Source organism: Sideroxydans sp. (assembly GCF_054604835.1).
In genome coordinates this window covers 223,479-235,547 of record NZ_JBTSFG010000001.1, presented here as the reverse complement: position 1 = coordinate 235,547, position 12,069 = coordinate 223,479, and the positions used below count along the sequence as shown (strand labels likewise).

Annotated in this window: 10 protein-coding genes; 6 read left to right on the top strand and 4 right to left on the bottom strand. The window is 60.9% G+C overall.

Going from position 1 to position 12,069, the window contains the following annotated elements:
- Positions 1-22: 22 nt before the first annotated feature.
- The 3 genes from ACYCZ5_RS01205 to ACYCZ5_RS01195 are packed head-to-tail and all read left to right on the top strand — an operon-like array spanning position 23 to position 2,538.
- Positions 23-820: an inositol monophosphatase family protein gene (locus tag ACYCZ5_RS01205; protein WP_461542934.1), complete on the top strand. Its 798-nt coding sequence runs from the start codon at positions 23-25 to the stop codon at positions 818-820.
- 20 nt (positions 821-840) lie between these two features.
- Positions 841-1,875, top strand: a complete 1,035-nt coding sequence (locus tag ACYCZ5_RS01200; protein WP_461542933.1) for an inorganic phosphate transporter — start codon at positions 841-843, stop codon at positions 1,873-1,875.
- A 12-nt stretch (positions 1,876-1,887) separates the two neighbouring features.
- On the top strand, positions 1,888-2,538 hold the full coding sequence (locus ACYCZ5_RS01195) for a DUF47 domain-containing protein (RefSeq protein WP_461542932.1): 651 nt from the start codon (positions 1,888-1,890) through the stop codon (positions 2,536-2,538).
- Positions 2,539-2,555: 17 nt separating this feature from the next.
- Here ACYCZ5_RS01195 and ACYCZ5_RS01190 read toward each other — a convergent pair whose 3' ends face one another.
- The 4 genes from ACYCZ5_RS01190 to ACYCZ5_RS01175 are packed head-to-tail and all read right to left on the bottom strand — an operon-like array spanning position 2,556 to position 7,945.
- Positions 2,556-3,764, bottom strand: coding sequence for a glycosyltransferase family protein (locus ACYCZ5_RS01190; RefSeq protein WP_461542931.1), 1,209 nt, complete (start codon positions 3,762-3,764; stop codon positions 2,556-2,558).
- Positions 3,765-3,780: 16 nt separating this feature from the next.
- A complete protein-coding gene (locus ACYCZ5_RS01185) occupies positions 3,781-4,485 on the bottom strand; it encodes a mechanosensitive ion channel family protein (protein ID WP_461542930.1) in 705 nt (234 codons plus the stop codon).
- Positions 4,486-4,498: 13 nt separating this feature from the next.
- A complete protein-coding gene (locus tag ACYCZ5_RS01180; RefSeq protein WP_461542929.1) occupies positions 4,499-5,758 on the bottom strand; it encodes a glycosyltransferase in 1,260 nt (419 codons plus the stop codon).
- A 30-nt stretch (positions 5,759-5,788) separates the two neighbouring features.
- Positions 5,789-7,945, bottom strand: coding sequence for an HAD-IIB family hydrolase (locus tag ACYCZ5_RS01175; RefSeq protein ID WP_461542928.1), 2,157 nt, complete (start codon positions 7,943-7,945; stop codon positions 5,789-5,791).
- A gap of 99 nt (positions 7,946-8,044) precedes the next feature.
- Here ACYCZ5_RS01175 and ACYCZ5_RS01170 point away from each other — a divergent pair, with 99 nt between their 5' ends.
- Genes ACYCZ5_RS01170 through ACYCZ5_RS01160 form a run of 3 tightly spaced genes read left to right on the top strand, consistent with a single transcriptional unit; the run spans position 8,045 to position 11,975 of the window.
- Positions 8,045-8,506: a thioesterase domain-containing protein gene (locus ACYCZ5_RS01170; RefSeq protein WP_461542927.1), complete on the top strand. Its 462-nt coding sequence runs from the start codon at positions 8,045-8,047 to the stop codon at positions 8,504-8,506.
- A 4-nt stretch (positions 8,507-8,510) separates the two neighbouring features.
- Positions 8,511-11,054: a DNA mismatch repair protein MutS gene (mutS, locus tag ACYCZ5_RS01165; RefSeq protein WP_461542926.1), complete on the top strand. Its 2,544-nt coding sequence runs from the start codon at positions 8,511-8,513 to the stop codon at positions 11,052-11,054.
- A 9-nt stretch (positions 11,055-11,063) separates the two neighbouring features.
- Complete coding sequence (locus ACYCZ5_RS01160; protein ID WP_461542925.1) at positions 11,064-11,975, top strand: restriction endonuclease; 912 nt, start codon at positions 11,064-11,066, stop codon at positions 11,973-11,975.
- Positions 11,976-12,069 lie beyond the last annotated feature (94 nt).

Sequence of the window (12,069 nt, the reverse complement as noted above, 5' to 3'; positions counted from 1 at the left end):
TCATTAAAAAGGTCGTACTGATATGCACCCCATGCTCAACATCGCGGTGAAGGCCGCCATTCGCGCCGGCAAGTTGATTTACCGTGCCGCCGATAACATCGATCACCTCACCGTGACCAAAAAATCCCATGCGGATTACGTCAGCGAAGTGGATCGCGCCGCCGAGCGCACCATCGTCGAGGCCTTGCTGCAGGCCTATCCGACCCATGCGATTCTATCAGAGGAAGGCGGCGCCCAAGGCGAGTCGGAATACCTGTGGATCATCGATCCGCTCGATGGCACCACCAACTTCCTGCATGGCGTGCCGCAGTACGCCGTCTCTATCGCGCTGCAGCATAACGGCGTGCTGACGCAGGCCGTGATTTACGACCCGACCAAGAACGACCTGTTCACCGCCACGCGCGGACGCGGTGCATTCCTCAACGACAAACGCATCCGCGTGAGCAAGCGCAAGGAACTGGCCGACAGCCTGATCGGCACCGGCTTCCCCTACACCCGCTTTGAACACATGGACGCCTATCTCAACATCTTCAAGGATGTGATGCAGCACACTGCCGGCTTGCGCCGTCCCGGTGCTGCTTCGCTCGATCTGGCCTGGACTGCAGCCGGACGCTTTGACGGTTTCTTCGAGACCGGCCTCAAGCCTTGGGACCTCGCCGCAGGTGCACTGCTGATCTCTGAAGCGGGCGGCATCGTCACCGATCTGGCAGGCAATCAGAACCAACTGGAGAGCGGCCACATCTGTGCCGGCAACCCGCACATCCAGGAACAACTGCTAAAACTGATCGCGCCGCATCTCACCGACGGTCTGAGGGGCTAACTCCCCGAACAGGCGGCACGATGGATACCTCCCTGCTCGTCCTCGCCATCACGACCATCGTCATCGTGCTGGTGTTCGAGTACACCAACGGTTTCCACGACGCCGCCAACATCATCGCCACCGTCATCGCCTCGCGCGCGATGACGCCGGTGCAGGCCGTGCTGCTGGTCGCCTTTTTCGAATTCCTCGGCCCGCTGCTGGGCGGCACCGCCGTCGCCAACACCATCGGCACCTTCGTCACACTGGACGACCTCGACGCGGTGCTCGGTCTGGTGGTGGTGTTGTGCGGACTGATCGGTGCCATCGCGTGGAACCTGGTCACCTGGTGGTTCGGCATCCCCTCCTCTTCCTCACACGCGCTGGTGGGCGGACTGGCCGGCGTGGTGATCGTGGCAGCCGGTGCCAATCATGTGGAATGGGGCTTTGCCGATCTGTTGCATGGCGAGTTCCACGGTGTCGCCAAAGTCATCGCTGCCCTCATCCTGTCGCCCATCATCGGTTTCTGGGTCGGCTACGTACTGCACCGCGTCATGCTCACGCTGCTGCGCGGCGCACGCCCATCCATCAATCGCGACCTGCGTCATCTGCAATACGTCACCTCGGCGGGCCTCGCCTTCGCCCACGGCGCGAATGACGCGCAGAAGAGCATGGGCATGCTTACGCTGGTGCTGGTGCTGGGCGGATTCATCCCCTCATTCGAGGTGCCGTTCTGGGTGATGTTGGCCTGCTCGCTCGCCATCACGCTGGGCATCCTGTCCGGTGGCTGGCAGATCGTGCGCACGCTGGGCTTCTCCATCTACAAGATACGCCCGCTGCACGCCCTCGATTCGCAGATGACCGCCGCCAGCGTCATCTTCGCCTCGTCGCTGGGCGGCGCGCCGGTCTCCACCACGCACGTGGTCGCCTCGTCCATCATGGGCATCGGTGCCTCGGAACGTCCCAAGGCGGTGCGCTGGGGCAAGGCGGCCGAGATCGTCGCCACCTGGATCATCACCATCCCCGGCGCAGCATTGATGGCGATAGGGTGTTATCTTGTCGTCCAGTTGTTCGTCTGAGAAATCGAGACCATGACCCCACCCATGCAAGCCTCCAAAACCATGCTGGCCCGCATCCTTGACCGGGTGTTTCCCAAGGTGCCGGACTTCTTCCACATGCTCACCGAGCAGACCATAGAAGTCGCGCTCACCGTCAGCCTGCTGGTCGACTACATGAAACACGGCGACCCAGCCATTGCCGAGTCGCTGAAAGAGAATGTGCATCAGGCCGACCTGCTCAAGGTGCGCAACCTGCACGAACTGAACGATGCCTTCTCCACCCCCATCGACCGCGAAGACATCTACCGCGCCATCATGGCGCTGGACGACATCGTGATGTACTGCAAAACCACCGTGCACGAGATGGATGTGCTGGGGGTGACGCCGGACAGATTCATGCGCGACATCTCGCTGCGCATCAAGGAAGGCGTGGATGCGCTGGCCAACGGTTTTGCCAAACTGGGCACCACCCCCGCCACCGCCGCGCTGGATGCCGACATCGCGCGCAAGGCCGAACGCCATGCCGAGAAACTCTACCGCTTCGCGCTGCCCGAGCTGTTCGAGGGCGACGACTACATCAACATGTTCAAGCGGCGCGAGATCTACCGTCATCTCACCAACGCCGCCGAACACATGGCCCAGTGCGCCAACACGCTGCACGACATCGTGGTCAAGATCAGCTGATCTGTTCTAGGCGGCCTCTACTTGTTGTCCTCGTCCACCGCCAGCATGAGCATCTCGAAGATATCCGGGATGGCCGCGCTGACGCGGTTCCAGTTGGGGATCAGCGGCGTGCCCATGGGGTTCTCCACGAAAGCCTGCGCCGCCATCGCGATGGCGCGGGTGAATGCCTCCACCGCCTTGGCTTCCTCGTGACGGTCGAACGCCAGCCCGTTGATCTTCGCATCCGATTCGTATTTCAGTAGCGTGTCCTCAGCCTGACGCAGATAGGTCACGCTCAGCGAGCGGAACAGGCTTTCCGAGAACACCACGCCGTCTGAGGCCAGTGTGCGGAACACTGATTTGCAGATATCCACTGCCATCTTCATCAACCCCTTCTGCGCATCTTCCGACGACAGGATCTGGTGCTTGTGCTCGTAGGTGGTGGCGATATCCACCTGGCACACCCGGTGCGGCGAATAGTTGCGGTACACCTCGGCCAGCGAGCCCACCTCCAACCCCCAGTCGGACGGGATGCGGTTGATACGCGCCAAGTCGGTGCTCATACTGAACTCACCCGACAGCGGATAACGGAAACTGTCGAGGAAAGCGAGGAAGCCGTGCGGCCCGGTCAGTTGCTGCAGCGAACGCACCAGCGGAGTCACCAGCAGGCGCGTCACGCGCCCGTTCATCTTGTCGGTCACCCGGCTGTAGTAGCCCTTGCAGAACACATAATTCAAGGTCGGGCTGGCGATGGGATAACACAGCCGCGCCAGCAGCGTGCGGCTGTAAGTGATGATGTCGCAATCATGCAGCGCGATCACTTCGGACTTGCCGCGCGCCAGCACGTAGCCGTATGACAGCCAGGCCGAACGTCCCTTGCCCTGAGGCCCGGCATCCAGCCCGTTGCGCTTCAGCGTCTCGTACACCTCGGCGATGCGCTTGCCCTTGTTGTGCACGATCTTCACATCCGTGGGGATGGCCGCCATGATGCCGCGCACGCGCTGGAACTGCTCCTCGCTCGCCTGATCCAGCGCCAGCACCACCTCGTTCAGGTATTTCACCTTGGTCAGTTCCTGCACGATGCCCGGCATCGCCGGCCCCTCGAACTCGGAATAAAGCGCGGGCAGCACCAGCGCGATAGGCCGCGTCTTGGCGAAGCCCGCCAACTCGGACTCCAGCCGCTCCAGCGAAGGCTGGCCCAGTTGGTGCAAGGTGGTGATGATGCCGCTCTGGAAAAAGTCAGACATGGCAGCCTCCTTTCGCTCACAAGTGTTCGATATCCTCAGGCGGCTTCGGCGCCTCCTGTTCGGTGAACTTCTGCTCCACGATGCGCCGCGCCGTGGCGATGCCGCCCACGCCAAAGGCGATGGCCAGCGCGATCACGATGCCGCCGAACAGGATGGAGAACGCCGCCAGCACGATGCTGGTCGCGATCTGCAGCTGTTCCATCACCATGGCCAGGATCATCAGCATCAGCATCACTCGGATAGCCTCGGCCAGCAGGCGCGCGTAGTGGTAGCCGCCGTTGGCCACCGCGATCAACACCGCGCGGCTGATGAAACTGGTGAACAGGTAACCGATGGCGAGAATGATCGCCGCCGAGAACACGCGCGGCAGATAGCTGAAGAACTGCGCCACCAGCATGTCGATGGCCGCCACGTTGAGCGCCCCCAGACCGGCCATCAGCGTGACGATGATCAGTATCCAGAACACGATGCCGCCGATCACTGCGGAGGGCTTCACCCAAAGATCACCCTTGCGCATCAGTGTGGTGAAACCCATGCGGTCCGACCAGTTGTCGAACTCGATCGCCAGCAGGAACTTCACCAGCACATAGCGCAACAGCTTGGCCAGCAGGATGCCGAGCAGCAGGATCACCAACATCGCCAGCAGGTTGGGCAGGAAATCCTTGAACTTCATGAACACGTCCTGTAGTGGCTCCAGTATCAGTTCGAAAAAGTCTTTCATGATCGCCTCCTTGTCATTTCCATTGGCCGGACAGGTAGTCCTTGCCGCGCTCGAACTCCAGACACAGTTTTTCTATCTCGTCCTCCGCCTCGCGCGCCTCCAGCGGCGTCACCTCCAGAACGAACGAGGCCGTCTTGCCGACATACAGCGGCAACAGCGATTTCAGCAGATGCTCCGCCGGCAACTGCCTGCGATGGAAGGCGAGTGCATAGTCGAAGATGATGCGCGTCCACAGCGCGAGCGGAAAACGGAACGACGCGTCGTCCAGCGTCGCCAGTCGCTCCACCTCTTTCAGGTCACCCGCACCGAGGATGCCCAGCCATATCTCGCGCAAGTTCAGCGCACCCTCGCGGAACAGTGCGAGCATGCGCGCGGTGTTCACATTCACATGCTCCAGCCCCACGGTGTATTCAAAACCGAAAGTCGGCACCGGCTGCGACCCGCGCACCGGCGACCACACCGCGCTGTAATCCTCCATCAACTGGAAGTTGGCGCTGACCACCTGGTACAGCATGTTGCCCAGGTCTGTGCCGGGGTCCTTGGCATCATGGATCTTGGCACCGAGAAAGGATTGCGCCACGCGGAAGCCGTTGGCCAGAGCGGTGGTGGTCATCCAGATGTCGATGCCAAAGCGCGCCACATCCGTCTCCCACACATCCTTGGTCAGATAGAACTGCGCCAGCTTGCCGGAGAAACCGAAATCGCCGCCGATAGGCTGGCGCACGCGCTTGCCATACAGCGCGCGGGTGAGCGGATAGACGATGCTGTTGGTGATAGTGCCGTCGAACTTGTGGCGGTGGTAGAGCGGTGCGACGTAATCGAAGCCACCGTTCAGCACCGGCTTGAGCAGCAACTCAATCCATTCCGGTGTGATGCTGCGCAGGTCGGAATCGACCACCACGCAGGCTTTCGCATCCAGCGCCTGCGCCACTTCGAACACCGCGCGGAAAGCGCTGCCCTTGCCGGGGATGCCGGAATACGGGAATGCCATCTTGAGTACGGGTTCTATGCGGTGATGCAGCAGGATGGTGTCGAAATCGGCGATGGAGGTCTGGTGTACCACCTCCATGGTGCCGTCGCTGGAGCCGCCGTCGGAGTTGACGATGACCGCTTTGTGATCGGGGAAATATTTGGCCAGACCGGCCTGTACCGCACGCACCACATGGGCGATGGTGTGCGCGCTGTTGAAGCTGGGGATGCCCACGATGATGTCGGCATTCCCTACCTGTTCGATCTGCTGATGTTTATCAGCTCTGAGCGTGACAGCTTCCATAGCCAGGATACCTCCTTGCTGGAAATCACCTTAGCACTTTAGGGCGTCATACGCACGCGCCTTCTGCAGTAACACGATCTGTATATCCATCACATTGGTGCCGGTCGGTCCGGTGATGAAATGGTGTTGCCCGGCAGCGGCGGCATCGTAGCGACGGAAGAAGTGACAGGAGTCGTTGTCATCCAGATAATGCTGCGGGTCGATGCCGAGTGCTCTCGCTTCGGCCGCAGTGTGTCCGTCCACCCAGGCACCGCCCGCCTCGGTGGGGCCGTCGCTGCCGTCGGTGCCTGCGGACAACAACGTCACCCCGTCCAACCCCTCGATCTCCAACGCGAACGCCAGCGCCAGCTCCTGGTTCCTTCCGCCCAGCCCCTTGCCGCGAACAGTGACCGTAGTCTCGCCGCCGCACAGCAGACAACAGCGTTCGCCCGCAGCCATGCCGTCCAGCGTGTCGCGCACTGTCTGCGCCAGAAAATGTGCCGCCTCCCGCGCCTCCCCCTGCAGCTCCGCGCTGATGATGCGCGTCGCCAAACCCAGTTGCCGGGCACGCGCATCAGCTGCCTGCAGCGCCAGCGCCAGCGCGCCCACCACCACATTGCGGGTATGCGCGAAACAGGCATCGTCCGACTTCGCGGTCTCGGCTATCCCGCCATCCGCGCCCTGCTGCAGATGGGCTATCACGCGCGGCGGCATCCTGTCGGCCAGCTCGTATTTCGCGATTACATCCAGCGCATAAGCGAAGGTCGAAGCGTCCGGCGCGCTGGGGCCGGAAGCGATCACATCCAGCTTGTCGCCGATCACATCGGACAACAGCAGCGTGAGCAACTGCGCCGGATAAGCCGCCTGCGCCAGCCGGCCGCCCTTGAGCGCGGAAAGGTGTTTACGCACCGCATTAAGTTCGCCGATAGCGGCACCGGCGCGCAACAGCAGATCGGTCGCATGCTGCTTGTCATGCAAGGTCAGCCCGGCAGCCGGCGCTACCAGCAAGGCGGATGCGCCACCCGACAGCAGGCAAATCACCAGCGTCTTGTCATCGGCCGCACGCACCATGTCCAGCATGCGCAGCGCGCCCGCTTCACCGGCCGCGTCCGGCACCGGATGCGCCGCCTCCACCTGTTCGATGAACTGCAGCGGCACGCCATGCCCATACTTCACCACCACCAAGCCCTGCGAGATGCGTGCCCCAAGCAAAGATTCCACCGCCTGCGCCATGCGCGCCGTGGCCTTGCCGCCGCCGACCACCAGCACGCGCTCGAACGCATTCAAATCGTAGCCCGCATCTGCCAGCTGCAATCGTCCATCCACCACCTTTGCCTCATTGAGCACCGCGTGAAATGGATCGACCGCCGCCAGCGCAGCTTCGAACAACTCACCCGGCACACCGACACTGCGCGCGGCGAGCAGGCGCAGCACACTCTCGTTCCAGCCGGCCGGGCCGGGTAGCCGCGTCTTTATCATGCCCGGCACGTCGATGCGCGCGTCGTGCGTACCGTCGTCGTGCATCACCAGCAGCGCCTGATCGACCGCCTGCAGCATCGCCAGATCGTTCAGGCTGTCACCCAGCCCGATACTCTCGATCGCGCCGTACTGCCGTTCATACAGCGCCTGCAGCAGATGCACCGCGCGTCCCTTGTCGTGCCGTCCCAGAATGTGGAACAGACGGCCCTCGGTCCAGCTCAGTCCGTCCGCCTCGATGGCGTGCAGGAAACGCACATCCGGCTCGCCCTCGAACACGAACGGCTCGTCGAAATCACGCTGCCGCGCACGTTGCGCCGCCTCCGGTGAAAGTCCGGTCAGTGCGGCCACTTCCTCCGCCGTCATGTCGCCGAAACCGCGCACTTTCACCTGCAAAGCATCGCGCAGCCGCACGAAACGGCGGCGTATCTCCGCATAGGCTGTACCAAGGGTGATCAGGCGATAGCCGCCGACGTCGTCGCCGTCGAACGGCACGGTGAAATAGCCGTGCGGGATGAACACGCCGCCGCCGTTCTCGCTGATAAAAGGATGGGGGTTGCCCAGCGTCTCGCGCAGCGCTTCGATCTCGGCGCGCGTCTTGCTGGAACAAAGGATGAGCGGGATGCGGCGTGCGCGGATCAGATCAAGCGCGGGCCGCGCCGGTGCAAAGGAATAATTCGCACGGTCGAGCAGCGTTCCATCCAGGTCGGTGATGATGAGGGTCTCTGGCATCCGTACTCACTCCGTAGGTGTATCCCTGCCGCAGAGAAAGTATACTCCTCCGCCTCGCGACAGATCGACCGGGACAGGCCCGGCGCCCGTGCAATACCGATGACCGACACCGCCCACCAGCAGACCGCCGAACAACTGCAGCAGATGCTGCATCAGGAGATCCCGCTCACACGCGGCATGGATCTCCGCGTGCTCGGCTATGACGGGCTGACCCTGCGCCTCGCCGCCCCGCTCGCCCCCAACGTCAACGACAAGGGCACCGCGTTCGGCGGCAGTCTGTACAACATCGCCGTGCTGTGCGGCTGGAGCCTGCTGCGCCTCAAGCTGAACGAAGCCGGACTGAACGAAAAGAACATCGTCATCCAGGAGGCGAACACGCGCTACCTGCTGCCTGTCACCGGCGAACTGCGCGCCGCCTGCACCCTCACCGCCGACGCGCTGACCGAGTTCATGCAGCCGCTGCAAAAGAAAGGCCGCGCGCGCATCACGCTGACCGTCGCCATCCATCAACAAGACCAGCCTGCCGTGGAATTCACCGGCAATTACGTCGTACTCGATTAGACGCATGAAAGACAACGCCCTCGAAAAACAAACCCCCATGATGCAGCAGTACCTGCGGCTGAAGGCCGACCATCTGGACAAGCTGCTGTTCTACCGCATGGGCGATTTCTACGAACTGTTCCATGACGACGCCGTGCGCGTCGCCAAGCTGCTCGACATCACCCTCACCCAGCGCGGTGCATCCAACGGCCAACCGATCAAGATGGCCGGCGTGCCGTATCACGCGGCCGAGCAATACCTCGCGCGTCTGGTGAAGATGGGCGAGTCCGTCGCCATCTGCGAACAGATCGGCGACCCCGCCACCAGCAAAGGCCCGGTGGAACGCAAAGTGGTGCGCATCGTCACCCCCGGCACCGTCACCGATTCCGCCCTGCTGGAAGAGAAGCGCGACAACCTGCTGCTGGCGCTGCACCAGCGCGGCAACGAAGTCGGCCTCGCCTGGCTCAATCTCGCCTCCGGCCAATTCACCCTCGCCGAAGTTGCCGCCAAACAACTGCCCGCCGAACTGGAACGTCTGCAACCCTCCGAGATATTGTTCGCCGAAAGCAAAACTGCGCCGCAGTTCAAGAACGCCGCGAACAAATCCCTGCCCGACTGGCACTTCGAACGCGACACCGCGCACCGCGCCCTGTGCCAGCAGTTCGGCACGCGCGACCTCGCCGGATTCGGCTGCGACGATTTCACCGTCGGTCTCGAAGCGGCCGGTGCATTGCTCGGCTACGCCAAGCTCACGCAAGGCCAGAGCATCACCCACATCCGCAGCGCGCAGGTCTATCACGCCGACGAATACGTGCGCATGGATGCCGCAACAAGACGCAATCTGGAGATCACCCAGACACTGCGCGGCGAACCCGCACCGACCCTGCTCTCGCTGCTCGACACTTGTGCGACCAACATGGGCAGCCGCCTGCTGGCGCACTGGCTGCATCACCCGCTGCGGAATCGCGACGTACTGCGTGCAAGGCTGGATGCCGTGGATGAGCTGGATGAGAAATACAGCGCCGTGCACCAGCAGCTCAAACCCAGCGTGGACGTGGAACGCATCACTGCACGCATCGCTTTGAAGAGCGCAAGACCGCGCGACCTTTCCGGCCTGCGCGACACGCTCAAGCAACTGCCCGAACTGCATAACACTTTGGCAGGCATCAGCGCACCGCGTTTGCAACAACTGAGCAAAGAACTGAAAGCCGACAGCGCACTGGTCGATCTGCTGCAAAACACCATTAAGGACGAACCTTCCTCCGTACTGCGCGAAGGCGGCGTGATCGCCGATGGTTACGATGCCGATCTGGACGAGCTGCGCGGCATCCAGTCCAACTGCGGCGACTTCCTGCTGGCGCTGGAGAAGCGCGAACGCGAACGCACCGGCATCGACAAACTGAAGGTGGAATACAACCGCGTGCACGGTTTCTACATCGAAGTCAGCACCGCCAATGCCGACAAAGTGCCGGACGACTACCGCCGCCGCCAGACGCTGAAGAACGTCGAGCGTTACATCACGCCGGAACTGAAAGCCTTCGAAGACAAGGCGCTGTCCGCCAACGACCGCGCACTGGCACGCGAGAAACATCTGTACGACCAGTTGCTGGACACGCTCGCCCCGAGCATCCCGCAACTGCAAACCATCGCTGCCGCCATCGCCGAGCTGGACGTGCTCGCCACCTTCGCCGAACGCGCCGCCACGCTCAACTTCTGCGCACCGCAATTCAGCGATGATGCGCAGATTCAAATCAAGCAAGGTCGCCATCCGGTGGTGGAAGCGCAAGTGGACACCTTCACGCCGAACGACACCGCGCTGGGCGATGCGCGCCGCATGCTGCTCATCACCGGCCCCAACATGGGTGGCAAATCGACCTACATGCGTCAGGTCGCCATCATCACGCTGCTGGCGCATGTCGGCTGCTTCGTGCCTGCACAGGAAGCCGTGCTGGGCGAGATCGACCAGATATTCACGCGCATCGGCGCATCGGACGATTTGGCATCAGGACGTTCCACCTTCATGGTCGAGATGACCGAAGCTGCCAACATCCTGCACAACGCCACCGAGAAGAGTCTGGTACTGGTGGACGAGATCGGGCGTGGCACCAGCACCTTCGACGGCTTGGCATTGGCCTACGCCATCGCGCGCCACCTGTTGGAACTCAACCGCAGCTACACCTTGTTCGCCACACACTATTTCGAACTCACGCGACTGGCTGAAGAATTCAAACAACTCGCCAACGTCCACCTCGCCGCAGTCGAACACCAACACAGCATCGTGTTCCTGCACTCTGTGAACGAAGGTGCCGCCAGCCAAAGCTACGGCCTGCAAGTCGCCGCCCTCGCCGGCGTACCCGGCAGCGTCATCCGCAGTGCGAAGAAACAATTGGTGAAGCTGGAACAGAACAGCGCCGCGCAGAACCCGCAAGGCGACCTGTTCGCCGCCGTACCGGAAGCGCCGGAGCCGGAAGAGCATCCGCTGCTGTCTGCGCTACGCGATCTACAACCGGATGAGATGAGTCCTAAGGAAGCGCTGGAGAAGATATATCAGCTAATAAATCTTGTATGACAATTCAAAATGTCCGAAAAAGATAAACAAAAAGCTAGAAAAGAAGATTGGCTCCTCTTAGAGGAGTTGGTTGCTAGCATCCAAAGGCAGTTGGCCCCTGCAGCTATTGTTGAACACAATGTTCACATTAGAGGGCGAATCACTGACGTCGACCGCCAAGTTGATGTATTGGTCACCCAGATGATTGGCCAATACAAAATGACAATTGCATTAGATTGCAAAGACACCAAGCGCCCCATCGACACAAAAGGTGTAGAGGAATTTGCCGGACTAGTAGCTGATATCGGCGCAAACAAAGGAGTACTTGTTTGCCCTTCAGGATTTACAAAAGCCGCATTAAGAACAGCCAAGCACCATCAGATCGAGTTGTATCGACCAGTTGATACCGGAGACCACAAATGGAAAATCCGAGCATCGATTCCCGCACTCTGTGATTTCAGATCAGCCTCGCTTGCCTTTGGCTTTAAATTCTCTGCGCCACTTCCATTCACACTCAAGGTGCATCCTGCAAACTTGTCTGTATTCAACAGTGCGGGAGAAAAACTTGGCACCCCTTTAGAAAAAGCAACCTCACTATGGAATAGCGGCGAGTTTCCAACCGAACCTGGGATATTCACAGAATGCTCCTTATTTGGAAAACAGGAAACTCTGGTTGATAACGGATATGGAACGCTTGCGCCTATACACTTTTTTGTCGATTTGCATGTTCGGCAAACCCTTCATTTTGGGCAACTGGCTCTCAATAAAATAAGTGGATTTCTTGATGCGCATACTGGGCTCGTTGTCACAAACTCGTTCACTACAGGCTTGCTCAGCCCTGAAGATGTAGAACGCAACTGGAGAAAACTTGAGCCAGGCGAATCACCGCCTGTGGTCCCAGTTCTAAAATTAATGGGACTCGACTGCTGGCCAGAACAATAGTGGGCAGATTTCAGTCACGGAGGCTGAAAATCAGCTAAACGCGTCAGCTTCACCCCTCTGCTTACCGCATCAGTTCCCCCCCGTCTTGCACCTT

What these genes read in the sequence shown, in the direction of transcription:
- ACYCZ5_RS01195 (WP_461542932.1), top strand. Translation starts at nt 1,888, where the DNA reads ATGACCCCACCCATGCAAGCCTCCAAAACCATGCTGGCCCGCATCCTT.
- ACYCZ5_RS01190 (WP_461542931.1), bottom strand. Translation starts at nt 3,764, where the DNA reads ATGTCTGACTTTTTCCAGAGCGGCATCATCACCACCTTGCACCAACTG.
- ACYCZ5_RS01175 (WP_461542928.1), bottom strand. Translation starts at nt 7,945, where the DNA reads ATGCCAGAGACCCTCATCATCACCGACCTGGATGGAACGCTGCTCGAC.
- ACYCZ5_RS01160 (WP_461542925.1), top strand. Translation starts at nt 11,064, where the DNA reads ATGTCCGAAAAAGATAAACAAAAAGCTAGAAAAGAAGATTGGCTCCTC.
- ACYCZ5_RS01205 (WP_461542934.1), top strand. Translation starts at nt 23, where the DNA reads ATGCACCCCATGCTCAACATCGCGGTGAAGGCCGCCATTCGCGCCGGC.
- ACYCZ5_RS01170 (WP_461542927.1), top strand. Translation starts at nt 8,045, where the DNA reads ATGACCGACACCGCCCACCAGCAGACCGCCGAACAACTGCAGCAGATG.
- ACYCZ5_RS01185 (WP_461542930.1), bottom strand. Translation starts at nt 4,485, where the DNA reads ATGAAAGACTTTTTCGAACTGATACTGGAGCCACTACAGGACGTGTTC.
- ACYCZ5_RS01180 (WP_461542929.1), bottom strand. Translation starts at nt 5,758, where the DNA reads ATGGAAGCTGTCACGCTCAGAGCTGATAAACATCAGCAGATCGAACAG.
- ACYCZ5_RS01200 (WP_461542933.1), top strand. Translation starts at nt 841, where the DNA reads ATGGATACCTCCCTGCTCGTCCTCGCCATCACGACCATCGTCATCGTG.
- mutS (WP_461542926.1), top strand. Translation starts at nt 8,511, where the DNA reads ATGAAAGACAACGCCCTCGAAAAACAAACCCCCATGATGCAGCAGTAC.